The organism is Candidatus Rickettsia tasmaniensis (assembly GCF_036857515.1).
Taxonomy (GTDB): Bacteria; Pseudomonadota; Alphaproteobacteria; order Rickettsiales; family Rickettsiaceae; genus Rickettsia; species Rickettsia rickettsii.
The window spans coordinates 16,054-33,554 of the sequence record NZ_JAQCNX010000001.1; the positions used below are offsets into that span (position 1 = coordinate 16,054).

Consider the following 17,501-nt stretch of genomic DNA (forward strand, 5'->3'; position numbering starts at 1 on the left):
AATCGATAATACAAAATATGAAAACAGCTTTTATCTTCCCCGGTCAAGGGTTGCAATTGATCGGCATGGGAAAAGATTTTTATGATAATTTTAAACCCGCCAAAGAAACTTTTCAAATCGTTGATGAAGTACTAAACCGAAAACTCACTGATATAATTTTTAATGGACCTTCTGAAGAACTTACCTTAACCACTAACGCACAACCGGCATTAATGGCAGTATCTATGGCAATAATAAATATTATCAAAGCTGAAACCGGTAAAAGTTTGGATAGTCTTTGCGATTATGCTGCCGGTCATTCACTAGGTGAATATAGTGCTTTATGTAGTACCGAAAGTATTAACCTTGAGACAGCAGCAAAACTACTTCATATACGTAGTACATCTATGCAGGAAGCATGTCCTGAAGGTGAGGGAAGCATGGCGGCTTGTATCAATATTCCGCTTCAAAAACTTGAAGAAATATTAGAAGAGATCAACAAAATAAATTTATGCCAAATTGCCAACGATAACATCGAAGGACAAATAGTTATTAGCGGCAAGACCACAGCTATAGATCATGCTATTAGTATAATTAAATATTTAGGTTATAAAGCGATAAAGCTGAAAGTCAGTGCTCCATTTCATTGTAGCTTAATGAAGCCGGCAGAAGAAAAAATGCGAGTAGCTCTTGATAAAGCTATAATTAATAAGCCTCTGATACCGATAATCCAAAATTATACCGCAAAACCTACTCTAGATCCTACAAAAATCAAACAAAATTTAATTCTTCAGATATGCGGGCGAGTTAGATGGCGTGAAACTTTAGAACTATTTCACAAATTAGAAATCGCTCATATAGTAGAAATAGGGGCAGGAAGCGTACTAACAAATATGCTCCGGAAAATTAATTATCCATATAAGTTAAGTAATATAAGTAATTTAGAAGAACTACAGAATTGTTTAGATAACGTTAGTCAATAACTGACTCTAATAACTTCTGATTCATAAAGTTTTTAAATTAACTTAATATTATTATATTATGCAAATTAGTTTTAGTTTTTTTAAGCAATTGCTAGAATTATTCACTAGTGATTGGCAGAGCTATTGAGACAAGGTAATAGAGGATTATAAAATATAGCCTTAACAGATACTAATGATACATTTTTAAAAGAAGAATATTATGAAAAAATTGCTCTTATCCAAAAAGACATTAAAGAAGGTGAATATCCATGGTATGTTGCTCCTTTTAATAAAATAGATCATGCAAGTTTATTACTTACCAATATTCATATATTAGAGCTTGATTATCTAAATCAAAATACGGTAAAAGCAGTAAAAAATATGCTGCGAAATAACTTCAAAGATATATATAATCCGGAAATTTATATTATTGCTAATTATGAAGAACCTATAATTAAAAACTATACAATAATAGATAAAATAGCCAAAGGTAAAGTTATTACCTTTGAAGATTTAAATATTAAATATGTAGATCACACGGATGAAGGGTTAAAATATATAGGTGATATAGTAAATGATATTAGAAAACTAGACAGCGAGTTAGTAGCAGATATTCAAATATCATCAATTTTATTTTGTAGATTTTCTTATTACTCAGTGTACAATCATTTCTATGGCTGCACATTTTGAAGCATTACAAAATTTTCATCAAAATTTAGATAACCTCAATTTTTTAGTACCGTTACAAAAATATATTCCCGAATGCCAACCAAAAGACTATAAGAGTTTTGTCAATCTTGAAGCAATAACTTGGAATAGATTTTTAGTTAAATATCAGAAATTATTTGAGAACATTCAGAAAGATTATTTAGCATCTGTAGTGATAGTGAGAATTTTGTAAAATTGTTAATTTCAGACTCTTATTATCTTAGCTTAAACAAGCGAATCGAAATTATAGAGTACTTAATAGATAAATATAAAAATGATACTAAATCTATTTATTATATAACCCAACAACTTTTTGATATTTGTGATGATAACACGGATATTAAAACTATCGAAACCAAGGCTAAACAGTTTTACAAATATATTGAATATTTCCGTAGTTGGGATGATTTACCTAGTTATTGGTATATGGACTTTAAAGGGCTACCCGGACGTGATAAGGAAGCTTTGATTATGGGCAATTCCGTAAAGCCGGAAAATGATTATATTTAGTTAGAAAAATTATAAAATAATTCTAGAAATTTTGCTTATTAGATGATATAAAGTAAAGCCATAACCGGAGAGATGGCCGAGTGGCCGAAGGCGGCGGTTTGCTAAACCGTTATACGGGTCATACCGTATCGAGGGTTCGAATCCCTCTCTCTCCGCCAGTCTGGACAGTTAGCCAATTCTTGTAGTTTATCGAACGGAAAAGCCAAGTGAGTAATCAAGGTTTCCGCCTTTCAAATTTAGGTTCGCAAATACACATTATCGCCTTATTTCCTTTATTTAACAAGGATTTTAGCTCTTAATACAAACCTACTAATATGTTCTATGCTATTCATATGTTAGTTTATGCTAGACTTTTCTCTAATATTTTCTGTTACTTATACGTTATTTTCTACAAATTTCACCAATTTTAGCCATTTTTTTTCTAAAAATATGTACTCTATACAAACGAGGGGCTATTCCTCGTAAAATAAGGGATTGGAGGGCTGTTTGTAAAAATTTTTTTTAATAGAATTAATTGTTTATACCAAAATTTTTCAGTTTTTGTGTACAAAAATTTCACCTATTACCGGAATTGAGTGAGGACTTAAATAAAGCTTAAGGGTTGGGTCGGAAATATAAAGGTTTAAAAATTCCAACGTTTCTTCTTTATTACTATAGTCTGTGCTACCATTATTACACATGGTACATCCTAATTTTACTTTATCATTTGCTACTAAATCTTTTAATTGTGTTACTTCTTCTAAGGTAGCCAATTTTATATCACTTATGTTGCAGAAACCATCTATTACTTCATTAAATATATTTATTTACGCCTTGCGAAACTGTCCTTCTTATATCATTTATATCTTCATTAGTACGCCAAGAAACATAAGATAAACTACTATCGTATTTGTGATACAACCCCCAACACCAACCTTGTACTCCTTCTGTATTTCCAGGAGTTGTACTATAGCTTGCATTTGCAAAAGCTACTCCATTATTAAATATATTATATGCATCTATATTCTCCTTATTAAGACCATACTCCCTTTTGAGAGTATAAGCTATAATTACTCCAGTCCAATTAGATTTACATGTAAAATGTCTTGTCATACCTTACCTTTTGAAATGTTATTAAAAACTTTAACTATTTTAGATTATATAATGTCATCTTCTTCACCCATTAATTTAATTAAGTCTGGATAAGTTTTTTCATATTGATCTATAAGCTCAATTGTTTCTATTTTATCATGAGATGATAATTTAACTTTATCACTTTCTACTAACTCTCTTAATTCTTTTATTTCTTGTATGGTAGCATAATGAACACTAACCTCTTCACCATCTTTTGCTGCATACCATTGATTTTGAGCATCGCATGAAAGGGCATTTAATATATTATATTTATGGGTTCTAAATCTAGTTTTACAAAGAAATTTCTTGTTAATAGGAATTATGGAGTTTCGGTGATAGGTACGTATGATAATCCAAAAGATTCATTATTAAATATACAGAATGGCTCTGTTTTCTTTTGAAAACTACTGTTAGGAACAAAACCAAAAATTTTTATTGTATAGTGTTGATTTATATAATTCATATCATTTATAAATATAAGGTTTATCTCCTGTAACCTTAGGTTTAATAAAGTTTATATATGAGTAGCAATTATACACCAAAAAATTACGGTTTATTCGGAAAGTACATAAGTAAGATATCAAAAGCCATAATTACTAAATATAGAAAATAATATAAGCAATACTAAAAGTAGTAATTAATATGCAAAGATATTTAGACCCAACGAATGATAGTTTATTTAAAAAAATCTTTCGTGATTTAGAGAGATTAAAGGAATGTATCAATGCAGTTCTTGAACTTCAGGAGGATTTTAGAATTAAAGAAATAGAGTTATGCCCATAGAGCAAGTGCCTATGCTCAATAAAGGAAAAAAAGCATATTTGATTTAAAGGTTAAAGATGAAGCCGATAGCTGGTATATTAATCGAGATGCAAAATAGCAGAAATTAAGGAATAAATCTAAGGCATTAACTACGCAATCACAACATACAAAAGGTTGTTATCCCGCCACGCAGTAAACGACCTCTTCAGCTCATTGGTGGAAAAGGACGAACCCACATAAGATATTATAACACTTCAATACTCAACTTACAATAATTATTATATAATAATTATAGCTTAGTAGTTGAGATATTATTTAAAGGATTAAATTATGACTGATTTAATCAAACAATTTGAGGTGCTACTGTCATTCCCGCGAGGCTTTGTTGCGTGGACCGGTAAAATCCACTGCGTCACCCCCCGCAGTCAAGCCACAGGATGACAGAGGTGAAATTGATCCACGCAACAATGCCTTCCTGCGAAAGCGGAAATCCAGTACTTTAAAGCTTTTTTAAAAGTTTTACCTTAAAAAAAATGATATAATAAAAAATCTTTAAAATTAAGATTTTTTAGCCTAGATCCCTGCTTTCGCAGGGATGACATCTGGGGCTTTTTAAAAATTGTCCGGTACTATAACTTAGTGACACGCCGGCAAATAGAGCGGTCATTGTTCTTAAGTGAAACAGGCACAGCCTCAATTGCTAATGAGGTTGCGGTTGCTGCAAATGTAGTAACTGATTGTTTAAAATAATTAACTAATATATTAAATTACTAATTGTAATTATTATCATTTATTAAAATTTCTTATCATTTCTCTTAATCTTCTATATATTCAAAAATTCCCTAAATCAATTCCAATTTATTTATTCATACTTTTAGTTAAATTTCTATTGTGTTCTTAAAGTTTCTTATTATGATTCTGTCTATAGCTCACTTTTAACAAAATATTAAAATTTATAGAATATAATAAGGATATAATTATGTTCATACTAAACATTTTTAAAATAAACTGGCACAAAAGATTATCCGAAAGTACAACAAGTGACCTTAGTAATAAAAATATAACTGATGAACAAGCAAAAGATTTAGCTGCAGCACTTAAAGCTAATAGATCTTGTCGCTTAGTCTTTGGAATAACCAAATAGGCGATGCTGGAACAAGAGACTTAGCGACAAGCTTAAGCGATAATAAATCTTTAACGTCGCTTTATCTTCCTTGGAACAACATAGGCGAGGCAACATTTAAAATAATTAATGAATATCTGTACAGAAATAAAACTATAACCGAAAAAAAGCAGAAAAGCAATATGAAGAACAGCAAAAGCAAGAACTAGAAACACGACAAGTAGAGGAAGAAAAAAGAAAACTATTGGAAGAACAAGAAAAACAACAGCAAAACCTAAAGCTTGATGAGCTAAAATATAATCAACTAATTTTAGTAATAAAAGAAAGTAAGGAAGAAGAAGCAGAAAATTTAGTTAAAGAGTTAAACGGTGACACGCTTAACAAGATAGACGATAACGGCGATACGGCTTTAACTTTAGCTGCTTATAAAGGATTAGATAAAGTTTACGACTAATATCTAAAATGTCTAATCAGGCTATTAGTACTATTAATGGCAATGGTGAAACGGCTTTAACTTATGCTGCTAGTAAAGGCTTAAGTAAAGTATGCATGCAACTAATCCCTCTAATGAGCGATCCGGCTATTAATACTATTACCAAAACTTTATGGTACTATAGCCTTAACTTTAGCTGTATGGAACGGTTTAGAAAGGGTTTGTGAGTTATTAATACCTAGAACGACTATTCAAGCTATTCATCATGTTAATAATAAAGGTGAAACAGTATTAAATTTAGTTATAAACAATAATTTTAAAAAAATATATGACTTATTAACTGTAAGAGTAAATGAGCTAAATAATCAATTCAATAAAACAAATATATATAAGAACGAGGACGAAAAACTTATTATTGCAGAGGAAGCAAATATTTACCAAATAATAGGCAAGATAATTTTTAACTTACAAAATAGTACTAATATTGATGAAGCAGACAAGCCCATAATAGAGAATAGCTTATATAGAATACTTAATAAGGTTCAGAAGCTAACAGATAAAAACGACATAATAAATATAACTCAAAGTATAACAGAGCTTATAGGAAACGAAATTACCGAGGGGACAGTTGTAGATTTAGAAGATGAAGTTAATGAAATGGCAGAAAAACAAACTCAAAAAAAGTTAAATATATTCAACGAAACAGTAAAAAAATAATTACGAAATTAGAAACTGCTAACATTAAAGATAGTGCAGTGATACAAACACAAATAAACGAAATATCAAGTAAAGTACAAACTTTAGAAAACAATGTTAGTATAGAGCAAATAACAAACTGGATGGGAAAACTTTTAGACGGCAAAATTACTAAAGGAACAGTTATAGATTTAAGAAAGAAAATTGAGACAATAATACTTCAAGAAATAAACGAATCCACTAGTGTAATTACATTTATAGCAAAGGAAATAATTTATTACCAACCGCTTTTCAATAATCCAGAATTGCTACAAGTTGCCACTACATTACTAAGCCCTAATTTAACTACGAAGCAATTAATAATAATGATAAGGAGCTTATTTTAGCCGGACTAATGAGCATGGGGTATGATGTAGCAAAATATATTTAAACTAAATATTTGGAGCTGGTACTAATGCATAAAAAGGCCTAAGCGTAGCCTGAATCAAGGCTGATCTAAACTGGTTAAGGGTTCGCATAACGTACCCCCCGCCAGTCTAGACAGTTAGCCAATTCTTGTAGTGCTATCTAAGTATAATCTTTATCACCAAGCATATTATAGATTTCCGGCATATATTTATGTTTCAGCCAAATCTCAAGGCTACCGATAATATAAAGGTTATTTTTAGCTCTGCTAATACCGATGTTTAAGACGTTTGGCTTTTGCGTCATTGTATTTCTTGTACCTTTTATCAAGAGGATGCTGAGCTCCTAGTAGTATTATTACCGTATCGTTTTCTTTGCCTTGAAATGCATGAATAGTGCCGATATTTTTATATCCAAATGCTTGAATTGTTTTCTCATATCTTGAATCGTCATATATTGCATTCAATTTTCTACGAATAGATTCGCTGTAATCTTTATACATTGTAATAATGTAAATTTGTTTGAGCAAATCATCCCCATTTTTCTCTTTTAATACTTGTTTTAATAACTCTAGTAATTTTTGAAATTCGGCTTCCGATTCATATTTATAACGTTGAACCTTATTATCTTTTATATCCATTTTGAAGTACCTAAAATCGTTCTAATATCAGAGTTACAATCAGAGGTAGCAAAAATCATTTTGTCACCGTAAGCTATTTTGTTACATATTTTAAACATCGGATTTTGGCATCTTCTATGCACTAATAAAGGGAAACCAACCGTAACATCATCTATTTTTGTTTGATATAAAGAATTACGGTCAGCTAGGTTTTGCAATGAAACTTCCGAAGGTGACCACTCAGGATATGAAACCTTAAAATGTTCACATAATTTGTTCATTAAATCTTACTTTAATATAGAAATAGGATCTGTTTGCAGCGGATCACCGACTACTACGACTTTTTTTGATTTGTAAATAGCACTAGCTGCGTATTGTGGCGGTATCTGCCCTGCTTCATCAATAAATAACCAAGGAATTTCATTATGTTCGGATGTTGCCAACATTTTATCGAATGAGTGAAAAGTTGTAGACACAACAGGTATGACCATAAAGAAATTTTGCCAAGCAATTTTGTTTATCTTAGGGTAACCCGATGAATGCACTGCCATATCAAAGAAATATTGTAGGCTATGCTAAAAATTATCAGCATTAGCATTTATAAATATCTCATGTAATCTTACAGCACTTATGAATAATTTTGATCTTAATTTTTCAAACTCTTTATCAAAGTAAGGAGTAACTTTATTTAAATCTTCAAAATTTTCTTGCCAATTTTTCCAAAATAAATCTTCTTCAAAATCCTTAATATTGAAATATTTATCTTTTAAACTTACGATAGCCAAGCTTATATTGTCGTTAAGCTGTTTTATTTCTTCTACAGAAGCTTCAATTTTCTTAATTTCAGCTTTAATATTCTTAATATCAGTTTTTATCCGGTCAATTTCTTCTGAAGATTTATTTTTTAGCTTAATTAAATCCCGTTTTTGTTCATAGCAAGAATTGTATTTTGCGGTTTTAAAAAATGCATGAATTTTTTCAAAAAAATCCAAATTTAATAATTTTATTTCACAATCAATTTCAAGTATTTTAGAGCTTTTATAATCAAGCTCTAATTCTAACTCATTTTGCTCTTCTTTTTTTTCTGCATATATCGTTCCTAAATCCTCTTCCTTAATTAACTCTCTTTTCTTTTTATTAAATTCAATAACTGATGCAATATTTTCATAAACTTCATGAATTTCACTGTATAAATTGTTAAAATCAGCACTCGCTTCTTTCCATTCATTATTAATTTCATCTATAGAATTACAATATTCAGGTTTAAAATGTGCAGGGGCTTTATCTTTACATTTATTATTAACTAGCAGATTAAGATATTGCAGCATTGTATGTTTTTCATCATTCTTATCATCGTTTTCTTCTTCATCTTTATATTTCCAAAACTTATTTGAAAATCTCTTTTTATTTCCATGATTACCGAACACCGCAGCAAATATACACCAATCTTTCTCTTTTTCCTCTTCCAATAAAAGTTGTTTAAAATAACTTAAATCTTTATGATATAGCTTATCTATTTTACTATATAACGATATTTCTTTAGATATATTTTCAATGGCATTGTTATTAGATGATGCAACAACCATACCGTAAGTTTGTAATTCCGGTTTTAAAGAATTAACATGATAATCAAAATTTGGTGTATGTAAGGAAGATTTTTTATTTTGAAACCCGTCCTTAGGATCTTCTAAAGTTGCTAAATATGAAGCACGATCTACATAGATATTTGCTATAAGATCAAAAAGTATAGTGGTTTTACCTGTACCAGGCGGACCATTAACAGCAAAAAGCTTTCCTGAAAAAGAGGGTAATACCAAATTAATCGCAGCAGCTTGCAGTGCCGCAAGAGAGTGACTCGGCGATGAACACCAACGCGTCCGGTTGCATCATAAATGGAGATAACAGTTCTTGTAGACTTTCTTGATGCTTTAAAACATCTATGGAATCCGGCTTATCTTCTTTACCGAGATATTGGGCAATTGCTGATTCTGAGTCAAATTTTTCTATATTACTTCATACAAAATCTAATGGTCTTAGAAAAAAACTATTAAACATTTCTAAAGAAGGAGCGGCAAAATTATAAATTACCGGTTTATCTTTTTTCTTTTTATGCGAGGTAACTCTTCTTACGCATATTTCAGAGCGGCTAAATAAATATTTTTTGTCAATTTCTAACTTCTGCACTACAAGATCAATCATAAGATTAATCATTTTTAAATCTAGAGTTTTAACTCAAGAATCTTGCTTTTTATCCTTAAAATATGTTCTCTCGCTTTCTGAAAATACTTCCTCTATTAGGCTGTTATTATTATCTACAAAATTTGGTAAATCTTTTAATTCTTTTTCTTGGAACTCATCTCTCATGATTCTACCGAGAGCATAAGCAGCAGTAGAGATCACCATCAATCCTTCAATATATTTACCGTTTTCATCTATAGTTAAACCAGCAATAGGTGTTTGTCGGTTGCTCTTGCTTATCTTGATGGTTATTATAATCATTTAAGAACTCTTGATCTAATTTAGTTATATTTTGGATTTTCTTTAAAATATCAAGTGCAGCTTCCAACCATTTTAAATAACCGAGATAAATATGCCAATGAACTGCTACTTAGTTTTTCTCAAGATCAATACCGAGTTTTGTTTTATCCAGTTTTTCAAACTAAGCATCTTTTAAGAAAAAAAGCGTTTCTTTCTTATCCAGTTTGCAACTAAAACTGCCTTTTTTATCGATATGTTCTCTAATAATTTCAAAATATCTATTTAAATTTTCGTTTTTATTAGGAGTTAGTACTTCAATAATCTTCCATGCATCGAGGATAGATTTGATTTGTTCATCAGATTGATTGTACATCAAAAGAAGTTTACACTTAAAATAGAAATATTCTAAGTATAAAACTAGAAGAAGTAAACAACTTTTTAATGTTACTATTTATAGCATATAAAGATGTGTATAATTAACACAATTATCACCAAATTATTAATGATTTTAATAAAATTTAGTATTTTTTATAAATTCATTTAATATATTTCCTTAACCCAAATAGGATATAAAAATGCAAAATAATAAGGAAATTATTAAATATATAGTTCTAGCATTTGGTCTTCTTGGAATCCTATAAACTAGTCACCAAGCATGCAATTAGCTACCTTAAGTTATATATTGTCTTGTTTAATTGATAGGAATGATGCATATCCAATTGAAGATGCACAAATAATAAATAATGACCAGGAATGGCTTAAAAGCAATCAAACTTATACCTTTTATAATACCCAATTTCCATCTTCTCGTTATATGGAACTTGCAAAAGAGATACCTATATGCCTAAAAAGATTAAAAATATTTCATCAATTTGATGATGAGAATTATGTACCCAATGAAGCGTTAGCCTCTCATAAACTCATAAATAACTTTTCTAATTTATTGAAGCATTTTAAACTAACTCCTCTTATAGATTCTACTGATTTTAATCCTAACTATTTTATGGTATGGAGTTGGGCAAAAAATTTAGGGAATATTCCTAAATATTTTGGTCAAAAGCTAAAGCATGTTTGTAATAATATAGAAGAAGCAGAAAATTATTGGAAGAGTTATGAACCGGAGGCATTCTCTCATTTTTCTACCTTTCATGAGTTTATAAATACAATAACACATTGTAACGATGCATTATTAGGTTGTAGAGATATTAGATCAGATATATATTACAATGAACTATAGTTAATTCAGATGAATACAACTTTCTTCTTTAGCAAATAAAGCAATTAAAATGCCTATATAGTCAAATGCACATTTAAACCGCTTCAACACACATAGCCATACCCATACCGCCACCGATACATAAAGTAACTAAGCCTTTTTTAGCTTTAGCTCTTCGTAAGCCGTGTATCAGAGTAATAAGTACACGTCCGCCGCTTGCCCCAAGCGGATGACCGATTGCTATTGCTCCACCGTTAACATTAACCTTCTCCATATCCCATTTCATTTCACGGTTTACATAAATACTTTGAGCGGCAAACACCTCATTAACCTCGATAACTTCCAAATCATTAACGCTCCAACCTGCTTTACTTAAAGCTTTTTTGGATGCAGGAACAGGGGCAGTACCCATAATACTTGGGTCAACACCGGCTGAAGCATAAGAAACAATACGAGCTAGCGGCGTTAAATTATGCTTTTTCAAAGCTTCTTCGGAAACTACCATAAGACATGCCGCACCGTCATTAATAGAGGAAGCATTACCCACCGTAACTACACCGTTTTTATCAAAAGCAGGACGTAATTTACTCAGAATTTCAAGGCTGGCATCAGGTCTTACTGTTTCATCATGATCAAACAAACTAGTAGTTTTTTTAATCGTTACTTCGATAGGTAAGATTTCATCTTTAAAAACTCCTGCTAGCTGTGCTTTAGCTGCTTTCTTGTGAGAGCTTAAGGCAAACTCGTCCTGCTGTTGTCTGCTAATATTAAACTGTTTCGAGATATTTTCGGCAGTAATACCCATAAAGACTCCTGAAAATACATCGGTTAATCCGTCATACTGCATTAGATCAACCATTTTAATATCGCCGAATTTAGCTCCTGCTCTGATATAACTACCGTGCATACCGAGCGACATATTCTCCTGCCCACCTGCTATAACTATTTCATTATCACCCGTCATAATTGAATTTGCTGCAAGTGCTACACTTTTAAGACCTGAGCCGCATACTTTATTAATCGTATAGCTCGGCACTTCTTTCGGTATTCCCGCATAAATCAGAGTTTGCCTCGCCGGATTCTGCCCGCTACCGCCGGTTATTACCTGTCCAAGGATTACCTCACCTACTAAAGCTGGATCGATTTTGCTGTTTTGCAGTATATCCTTTATTAAATGAGCAGCAAGCATAGGTGCAGCTGTTGTACTAAGGCTACCTATAAACGAGCCGAAAGCAGTCCTTTTCGCATAAGTTATATAAACCGGTTTTGTCATAATGTGTACTCCTTAAATAATTAATCTAGTTTATCATTTATTAAATAACTAATATGTCCGCCTGCTACATCTATAAGCCTAGAGTTTTTTAATAATTTTTGCAAAGGTAAAATGGAAGATTTAGGTACTATTTGATCATCTTCTACTGCTACTATATATACAGGACAATGAATTAAACTCGGATCAATAATAAAATTATTTAATAAACATATTTTCATCTAATATATTTTGTATAATTTGATTATAAACCTCCCTAGATATACTATTACCTGACATAAGCCAATTCTCTATTCTAAATGCTAATTCTTGCTACTTATCGGAAGTTATAGAGAAAAATTTTTTTAATTTAGCATTGAAATAATCAGGGAATAAAAGAAAAAATAAAATTTGAATATGAATTTTAGGAATTATCGGTAAATTTTCTATGCCACTATCTAGTTTTAAATATCGATGCAACATTCTTATATAGAAAAAATGAGAAAAATCCCACGGGCAGGTAAGTTAAAGTCAGAGTTTTGATAAATTTAGGCATAAGTACGTTTGTAGCTATCGCAAGGTTACCGCCGATACAATGACCTATTAAATTAATGTCTTTAATTTTCAAATTATCTATTACTTCGATTATTTTATGCACATAGTCGTCTAGTAAATATTTAGGTTCCTCAATCTCTAGCCAATCTATTAAATAAACTTCACCGTAGCTTCTCAAATTTTCAATAAAACTTTTGTCACGAGCTAAAAAAAATATTTCCAGTGAGTTGAAGATAGAGGGGATGATTAGGAAAGTTTTGATGTCATCCTGACTTCTTTCTATGTCATTCCCGACTTCCCCTTTATCATTCTTACGAAAGCGGGAATCCATTTTTAATTTATTTTTACTGGAACCCGTGGACAAACCACGGGGTGACACCGAGTAATACAACACCCTATAATGCTCTGTTTGCATTACTATTTTACCTGATTTTAAATATTTATTACCTAAATTATGTATCTTTGTATAATTATTATAAAGGTCAAAATATTCCTGTAGTTTATTACTATCTAGCATTGAGAGTATCTAATCTTATATTAGTAATTCTTGACAAAAGGCTAAATATATTGTATAAGTTCAGCACCTTCAGAATGTAATAACAATATATAGGCTCTAAAGTTTTAGGGGAAATATCTTTTCATAAAATCTTGAAGTGCTTAAGTTTTTTTTTTGTCCTTAGGGATTTATAATGCTAAGTACCTCATCACGATCGTTTAAAAACAAATTCAGAGCGGCATTTTGGCCTGTGCATAATTACGAACTCGGAAAGTTTATTCCGATGAGTACCTTAATGTTTTGTATTTTATTTAATCAAAATGTTTTACGAATCTTAAAAGATAGTATTTTAATCTCCGAGATTAGTGCAGAAATAGCAGGTTTTGCTAAAGTTTATTGCGTTACGCCTGCCGCTGCTTTATTTGTGATTATTTATGCTAAAATGATTAATTATCTTACTTTTGAAAAGATCTTTTATTATTTAAGTGCATTTTTTATCAGCTTTTTTGTTTTATTCACTTTTGTAATCTATCCTAATATTCATATTTTTCATGTACATCCCGATAATCTAGCTGACTGGATGGAACGTTATCCTCATTTTAAGTGGTATATCTCATTAGTAGGTAATTGGGGTTATATAGTATATTATAGTCTTGCCGAGCTTTGGCCTAATATTTTTTACGTATTATTATTTTGGCAGTTTGCTAATGAACTTACTACTACCGAAGAAGCAAAAAGATTTTATACTCTCTTTTCGCTATTCGGCAACTCTTCTTTAATATTAGTCGGCTTTTTAATGATGAATCTATCATCGGAAAATACTATTATTAAGAAGTTTATGAGTATTTCGGATAGTAAAATCACTTTAGTTCAAGTATCCACGACAATTGTAGCAATTGTTGCTATTATTTGTTGTTTGTTAGTTAGATTTATTAGCAAGAACGTTTTTACTAATCCGTTATTTTATGCTAAAGCAAAAAGCGGTAGATCAACTTCAGAACGTATAGGGCTAATTAAAAGCTTTAAATATATTGCGAAATCAAAATATTTATGGCTACTTTTAATTTGTTCGGCAGCTTTCGGATTTGCTATTAACTTAGTCGAAGCCGTATGGAAAGCAAAAATTAAGGCATTATATCCGACTGTAAATACCTATGCTGAATTTAACAGTCTGTATATACTTTGGACAGGCGTGGCAATAATGGTTATGACCATCATCGGTAATAACGTTATGCGTATGCACAACTGGTTTGTAGCAGCAGTTATTTCACCGGTTATAATAATGGTGACCGGCATTTTGTTCTTTGTACTTATCGTATTTGACCAACAAATTTTATCATTATTTGATGGAGCAATTTTAATGTCACCTCTTGCTCTTGCCGTTTCGATCGGTGGTATTCAAAATATTTTAGCTAAAGGTACTAAATATTCTATATGGGATACTTCAAGAGAAATGTTATATATCCCTCTTGATGAGGAGCTTAAAACCAAAGGCAAAGCTGCGGTTGACGTGATAAGTGCAAAAGTCGGCAAATCCTCTAGCGGTCTTGTGCAATCTATTATTTTTACTTTAGTTCCAACCGCTACTTTTACCTCAATCTCACCAATTCTAATGGTGGTATTTACTTTTGTATGCTTAGCGTGGATTTATGCAGTAAGAAAAATATATTTTGAATATCAAAAAATAGCATAAAATAAATTATTGTCATCCCGCGACTTGATCACGGGAGCTCAGGATACAGTCTGTGACCAAGATACCGTGGTCAAACCACGGTATGACACTGAACGCGTTTTTTGATCCACGCGGGCAATGCCCTTTTTAGCTAGGAACCTTACAGAATAAAACTATCGATGTTACTATGAATCAATCCCTCCTAAAGCTTTAGTCTCTATATTATCTAAGAAACTCTCAAAATCCTTTAAGATATTTTCAACATCTTTTAAAATAGGATCAAATTCGTCTTTACTTTGAGAAGAAGGCGGTTTAAATGAAGTTAGGGTAACTTTTTCACTCTTTATAAAATTATGAGGCTGATCCTTAAGTTTAATAGTAACAACTATGCCTGCTAGAGAGTTCGTCTATTCTCATTAATTGAATCTGGATGCGTAATTTCTAGGTTTTTTGGAGTATTATCTTCCTTGTTCTTACTACGGAATGAAAAAATTCTAGATGATGGCATTTGATTTACATTTTATTTAAAAAACCCTATTATAGGGCAATAATTTATATTTAACAAGCATGATGGTTAATTGTCATAAACTTTTCTATCATTCTAGTAACGGAACGTTCTAGCTCAATATCTAATTTTGAATAATCAGAAAAGTTAAACCATTTAAGTTCATTCGATTCGTTATTTTTTATAAAATTATCATTATTTACTGTTTTTAGTAAAAATCGCACATCATAGTGATAATGAGCAGGCTCCTTATGAGTTTGCGGAATATAATGGGTGTCTATATCAAAAATCTCCTTATTTATCGTTTTGATTTCATTAATTCCGGATTCTTCTATAGCTTCTTTAACCGCTACATTTAATATATTACTATCTCCATCACAATGACCGCCTGGTTGAAGCCACTTATCAAGCTTTTTATGGTGCATCAATAAAAATTTAGTTTTATCATTATTAAGTAAAAAAGCCGAAGCAGTGAAATGTCCTATTTGTAAATCTCAGCTAAAAGGGTTTTCATATTCATTTAAAAATTCAAGCATTTTTGTTTTTGTAACAATTTCTTCAGGATATGTACTACTGTAATTTTGTAGTTTAATATGTAATTCATTCATAATGATAATTTTTTATGTATAGAGCTTCGATATTTAACTCAAATTTCTCTGCTAAGTCAAATGAAAATAATGTCATAAAATTATATTGTCCATGTTTCATGGTAATTATCATTGACAATTAGTTAATGTTTAGTTATATATCGCATAACTAAAATTTAATATTAACTAATTAGGTTTATTTTTATGCTTAACAAAATAGTCGAGTTATTTAGAAGTGATGATACCAACCCCTTGGTATGGTAAGCTTACAGTAGTAAGAGCATGTGCTGTTGGAATTTATGTGATAGCAAGTGATTTACTTAAATCTCCGGCTTTTATTCTCAAATGTGGTGCCGATGTAGTAGCAACAATGGGGGCAATTCTAGCATATGAGTATTATATAGAAGCAACTTCACAAGAAAGTCCTATGGAATTGATAGGAAATGAAGCACAAGCTGAAATATAATAATAAAATATTTTTAACGAATTTAGAGGACACACCGACTCTAAACTCATATTCATTCACCATTCAAACCGTTTTTTAGTCTAATTTTGACTTGTTTTAAAGAACGAGGAGTTGCGTCCGTAACTTCAATTTCAATATTTTCTGAAATATCTATTCTAGTACCGATAGCCGGAACACTACTGACTCTAGTCAACACTAATCCACCTATCGTATCAAACTCATCATCATCATTTTGTAGCTTTTCTCCTATTATTTCTTCAAGCACTTCTACTTCAACACGCGCATTTGAAATAATTGTTGAGTTATTAATAACCTTGAAATTATCGCTATCTAATTGCTGATCATGCTCATCATCTATTCGTCCTACTATTTCTTCTATAAGATCTTCAATAGTAACTAAACCGTCAGTACCGCCATATTCATCAACAACTATTGCAATATGTGTTCTCTCACGACGCATTTTTGCTAGCAAATCTAATAATTTCATAGAAGGAGCTGCAATTATATGCTTACGTATAAGCTTTTTTAAACGACCGTTTTGCTTTGTAGCCAATGCTTTAAATAAATCCTTGATATGAATGAACCCTACTACATTATCCAAAGTACCATCATATATAAGAGTTCGTGTATGTGGGACTTCTAACTTAATAGACTCACTTAATTCTTCTAGATTCGTAGTTAATTTTATTGCCGCAATATCGGAACGCGGTACCATTATATCTTCAATAGTTTTATCTTCTAGCTCCAATAAATTAGCTAAAATATTACGCTCGTCTAAAGTCATTTTTTGGCTATTAATTTTAAGGCGTTTTATGACACCAAAAAAATTATCGGGCGTTTTTGTTTTTCTAAAAAAATTTTTTATCGGAGAGAATAATTTTCGTACAATAAAAATTAACTTATTATTTTGGTTTTTTTTACTAGAATCTTCTTTTTTTGAAGATTTTAACATAAATTTTTTTATTTA

Annotated in this window: 24 protein-coding genes, 1 tRNA gene and 3 pseudogenes; 14 read left to right on the forward strand and 14 right to left on the reverse strand. The window is 30.9% G+C overall.

What is annotated here, in order from left to right; all coding sequences use genetic code 11:
• Positions 1–17 precede the first annotated feature (17 nt).
• The 5 genes from fabD to O6R16_RS00120 all read left to right on the forward strand — a co-directional run bounded on the left by fabD (position 18) and on the right by O6R16_RS00120 (position 2,317).
• A complete protein-coding gene (gene fabD, locus O6R16_RS00100) occupies positions 18–962 on the forward strand; it encodes an ACP S-malonyltransferase (protein ID WP_499679489.1) in 945 nt (314 codons plus the stop codon).
• 360 nt (positions 963–1,322) lie between these two features.
• The gene (locus tag O6R16_RS00105) at positions 1,323–1,631 is read left to right on the forward strand and encodes a hypothetical protein (RefSeq protein WP_499679490.1); all 309 of its coding nucleotides are present in this window, start codon (positions 1,323–1,325) and stop codon (positions 1,629–1,631) included.
• Positions 1,615–1,842 carry a hypothetical protein gene (locus O6R16_RS00110; RefSeq protein WP_499679491.1) on the forward strand — a complete coding sequence of 76 codons (228 nt, stop codon included), beginning with the start codon at positions 1,615–1,617 and terminating at the stop codon, positions 1,840–1,842. Before O6R16_RS00105 ends, O6R16_RS00110 begins: the two co-directional genes overlap by 17 nt.
• Positions 1,843–1,844: 2 nt before the next feature.
• Positions 1,845–2,159, forward strand: coding sequence for a hypothetical protein (locus O6R16_RS00115; protein WP_499679492.1), 315 nt, complete (start codon positions 1,845–1,847; stop codon positions 2,157–2,159).
• Positions 2,160–2,225: 66 nt separating this feature from the next.
• Positions 2,226–2,317 (forward strand) — tRNA-Ser (locus tag O6R16_RS00120).
• Between the two features lie 375 nt (positions 2,318–2,692).
• Here O6R16_RS00120 and O6R16_RS00125 read toward each other — a convergent pair.
• Entirely contained in the window at positions 2,693–2,911 is a 219-nt protein-coding gene (locus O6R16_RS00125) for a hypothetical protein (protein ID WP_499679493.1), read from the reverse strand.
• 40 nt (positions 2,912–2,951) lie between these two features.
• Entirely contained in the window at positions 2,952–3,251 is a 300-nt protein-coding gene (locus tag O6R16_RS00130; RefSeq protein ID WP_499679494.1) for a hypothetical protein, read from the reverse strand.
• Positions 3,252–3,914: 663 nt separating this feature from the next.
• On the opposite strand from O6R16_RS00130, the pseudogene O6R16_RS00135 reads away from it, so the two are divergent.
• From O6R16_RS00135 to O6R16_RS00160, 6 genes and pseudogenes are all read left to right on the forward strand, one after another.
• Positions 3,915–4,102 (forward strand): annotated as a pseudogene (locus O6R16_RS00135) (hypothetical protein).
• Positions 4,103–5,013: 911 nt separating this feature from the next.
• Positions 5,014–5,178 carry a hypothetical protein gene (locus O6R16_RS00140; protein ID WP_499679495.1) on the forward strand — a complete coding sequence of 55 codons (165 nt, stop codon included), beginning with the start codon at positions 5,014–5,016 and terminating at the stop codon, positions 5,176–5,178.
• Positions 5,148–5,366 (forward strand): hypothetical protein, encoded by a 219-nt coding sequence (locus O6R16_RS00145; RefSeq protein ID WP_499679496.1) that lies wholly within the window; start codon positions 5,148–5,150, stop codon positions 5,364–5,366. The genes O6R16_RS00140 and O6R16_RS00145 overlap by 31 nt, the downstream gene beginning before the upstream one ends.
• Positions 5,367–5,401: 35 nt before the next feature.
• Entirely contained in the window at positions 5,402–5,611 is a 210-nt protein-coding gene (locus tag O6R16_RS00150) for a hypothetical protein (protein WP_499679497.1), read from the forward strand.
• A gap of 8 nt (positions 5,612–5,619) precedes the next feature.
• Positions 5,620–5,817, forward strand: a complete 198-nt coding sequence (locus tag O6R16_RS00155; protein ID WP_499679498.1) for a hypothetical protein — start codon at positions 5,620–5,622, stop codon at positions 5,815–5,817.
• A 528-nt stretch (positions 5,818–6,345) separates the two neighbouring features.
• Entirely contained in the window at positions 6,346–6,672 is a 327-nt protein-coding gene (locus O6R16_RS00160) for a hypothetical protein (protein WP_499679499.1), read from the forward strand.
• A gap of 287 nt (positions 6,673–6,959) precedes the next feature.
• On the opposite strand, the gene O6R16_RS00165 is transcribed toward O6R16_RS00160, so the two are convergent.
• The 7 genes and pseudogenes from O6R16_RS00165 to O6R16_RS00195 all read right to left on the reverse strand — a co-directional run bounded on the left by O6R16_RS00165 (position 6,960) and on the right by O6R16_RS00195 (position 10,161).
• Positions 6,960–7,331 (reverse strand): AAA domain-containing protein, encoded by a 372-nt coding sequence (locus O6R16_RS00165; protein WP_499679500.1) that lies wholly within the window; start codon positions 7,329–7,331, stop codon positions 6,960–6,962.
• Positions 7,322–7,591, reverse strand: coding sequence for a hypothetical protein (locus O6R16_RS00170; protein ID WP_499679501.1), 270 nt, complete (start codon positions 7,589–7,591; stop codon positions 7,322–7,324). Before O6R16_RS00170 ends, O6R16_RS00165 begins: the two co-directional genes overlap by 10 nt.
• A 6-nt stretch (positions 7,592–7,597) precedes the next feature.
• Positions 7,598–7,861, reverse strand: coding sequence for an AAA domain-containing protein (locus O6R16_RS00175; protein ID WP_499679502.1), 264 nt, complete (start codon positions 7,859–7,861; stop codon positions 7,598–7,600).
• Positions 7,862–8,008: 147 nt separating this feature from the next.
• Positions 8,009–8,302 (reverse strand): annotated as a pseudogene (locus tag O6R16_RS00180) (hypothetical protein); the annotation flags it as partial.
• 1,021 nt (positions 8,303–9,323) lie between these two features.
• Complete coding sequence (locus tag O6R16_RS00185; protein ID WP_499679503.1) at positions 9,324–9,521, reverse strand: hypothetical protein; 198 nt, start codon at positions 9,519–9,521, stop codon at positions 9,324–9,326.
• A gap of 21 nt (positions 9,522–9,542) precedes the next feature.
• Positions 9,543–9,809, reverse strand: a complete 267-nt coding sequence (locus O6R16_RS00190) for a hypothetical protein (RefSeq protein WP_499679504.1) — start codon at positions 9,807–9,809, stop codon at positions 9,543–9,545.
• A gap of 160 nt (positions 9,810–9,969) precedes the next feature.
• On the reverse strand, positions 9,970–10,161 hold the full coding sequence (locus O6R16_RS00195) for a hypothetical protein (RefSeq protein ID WP_499679506.1): 192 nt from the start codon (positions 10,159–10,161) through the stop codon (positions 9,970–9,972).
• Between the two features lie 309 nt (positions 10,162–10,470).
• On the opposite strand from O6R16_RS00195, the gene O6R16_RS00200 reads away from it, so the two are divergent.
• Positions 10,471–11,025 carry a hypothetical protein gene (locus O6R16_RS00200; protein WP_499679507.1) on the forward strand — a complete coding sequence of 185 codons (555 nt, stop codon included), beginning with the start codon at positions 10,471–10,473 and terminating at the stop codon, positions 11,023–11,025.
• A 73-nt stretch (positions 11,026–11,098) separates the two neighbouring features.
• On the opposite strand, the gene O6R16_RS00205 is transcribed toward O6R16_RS00200, so the two are convergent.
• Both O6R16_RS00205 and O6R16_RS00210 read right to left on the reverse strand, forming a co-directional pair.
• Positions 11,099–12,277 carry an acetyl-CoA C-acetyltransferase gene (locus O6R16_RS00205; RefSeq protein ID WP_499679508.1) on the reverse strand — a complete coding sequence of 393 codons (1,179 nt, stop codon included), beginning with the start codon at positions 12,275–12,277 and terminating at the stop codon, positions 11,099–11,101.
• Between the two features lie 20 nt (positions 12,278–12,297).
• Positions 12,298–13,325: pseudogene (locus O6R16_RS00210) on the reverse strand (alpha/beta fold hydrolase).
• A 172-nt stretch (positions 13,326–13,497) separates the two neighbouring features.
• Here O6R16_RS00210 and tlc5 point away from each other — a divergent pair.
• Complete coding sequence (tlc5, locus tag O6R16_RS00215) at positions 13,498–14,997, forward strand: GTP/GDP exchange transporter Tlc5 (protein WP_499679509.1); 1,500 nt, start codon at positions 13,498–13,500, stop codon at positions 14,995–14,997.
• A gap of 537 nt (positions 14,998–15,534) precedes the next feature.
• On the opposite strand, the gene O6R16_RS00220 is transcribed toward tlc5, so the two are convergent.
• Together O6R16_RS00220 and O6R16_RS00225 are read right to left on the reverse strand one after the other, a co-directional pair.
• A complete protein-coding gene (locus tag O6R16_RS00220; protein ID WP_499679550.1) occupies positions 15,535–15,966 on the reverse strand; it encodes an NUDIX hydrolase in 432 nt (143 codons plus the stop codon).
• Positions 15,967–15,975: 9 nt separating this feature from the next.
• A complete protein-coding gene (locus O6R16_RS00225; RefSeq protein WP_014014742.1) occupies positions 15,976–16,089 on the reverse strand; it encodes a hypothetical protein in 114 nt (37 codons plus the stop codon).
• 217 nt (positions 16,090–16,306) lie between these two features.
• Between O6R16_RS00225 and O6R16_RS00230 the strand changes: the two genes are divergently transcribed.
• Positions 16,307–16,534, forward strand: coding sequence for a hypothetical protein (locus O6R16_RS00230; protein WP_499679510.1), 228 nt, complete (start codon positions 16,307–16,309; stop codon positions 16,532–16,534).
• Between the two features lie 52 nt (positions 16,535–16,586).
• Here the strand turns inward: O6R16_RS00230 and tlyC are convergent, their stop codons facing one another.
• A complete protein-coding gene (tlyC, locus tag O6R16_RS00235; protein WP_499679511.1) occupies positions 16,587–17,486 on the reverse strand; it encodes a hemolysin C in 900 nt (299 codons plus the stop codon).
• Between the last annotated feature and the right edge of the window lie 15 nt (positions 17,487–17,501).

Bases quoted from the DNA above. Each gene is read 5' to 3' on its own strand.
- O6R16_RS00225 (WP_014014742.1), bottom strand. From the start codon at position 16,089: ATGAATGAATTACATATTAAACTACAAAATTACAGTAGTACATATCCT.
- O6R16_RS00190 (WP_499679504.1), bottom strand. From the start codon at position 9,809: ATGATTATAATAACCATCAAGATAAGCAAGAGCAACCGACAAACACCT.
- tlyC (WP_499679511.1), bottom strand. From the start codon at position 17,486: ATGTTAAAATCTTCAAAAAAAGAAGATTCTAGTAAAAAAAACCAAAAT.
- O6R16_RS00205 (WP_499679508.1), bottom strand. From the start codon at position 12,277: ATGACAAAACCGGTTTATATAACTTATGCGAAAAGGACTGCTTTCGGC.
- O6R16_RS00175 (WP_499679502.1), bottom strand. From the start codon at position 7,861: ATGGCAGTGCATTCATCGGGTTACCCTAAGATAAACAAAATTGCTTGG.
- O6R16_RS00110 (WP_499679491.1), top strand. From the start codon at position 1,615: ATGGCTGCACATTTTGAAGCATTACAAAATTTTCATCAAAATTTAGAT.
- O6R16_RS00155 (WP_499679498.1), top strand. From the start codon at position 5,620: ATGTCTAATCAGGCTATTAGTACTATTAATGGCAATGGTGAAACGGCT.
- O6R16_RS00195 (WP_499679506.1), bottom strand. From the start codon at position 10,161: ATGTACAATCAATCTGATGAACAAATCAAATCTATCCTCGATGCATGG.
- O6R16_RS00230 (WP_499679510.1), top strand. From the start codon at position 16,307: ATGATACCAACCCCTTGGTATGGTAAGCTTACAGTAGTAAGAGCATGT.
- O6R16_RS00140 (WP_499679495.1), top strand. From the start codon at position 5,014: ATGTTCATACTAAACATTTTTAAAATAAACTGGCACAAAAGATTATCC.
- tlc5 (WP_499679509.1), top strand. From the start codon at position 13,498: ATGCTAAGTACCTCATCACGATCGTTTAAAAACAAATTCAGAGCGGCA.
- O6R16_RS00130 (WP_499679494.1), bottom strand. From the start codon at position 3,251: ATGACAAGACATTTTACATGTAAATCTAATTGGACTGGAGTAATTATA.
- fabD (WP_499679489.1), top strand. From the start codon at position 18: ATGAAAACAGCTTTTATCTTCCCCGGTCAAGGGTTGCAATTGATCGGC.
- O6R16_RS00105 (WP_499679490.1), top strand. From the start codon at position 1,323: ATGCTGCGAAATAACTTCAAAGATATATATAATCCGGAAATTTATATT.
- O6R16_RS00165 (WP_499679500.1), bottom strand. From the start codon at position 7,331: ATGGATATAAAAGATAATAAGGTTCAACGTTATAAATATGAATCGGAA.
- O6R16_RS00185 (WP_499679503.1), bottom strand. From the start codon at position 9,521: ATGATTAATCTTATGATTGATCTTGTAGTGCAGAAGTTAGAAATTGAC.
- O6R16_RS00170 (WP_499679501.1), bottom strand. From the start codon at position 7,591: ATGAACAAATTATGTGAACATTTTAAGGTTTCATATCCTGAGTGGTCA.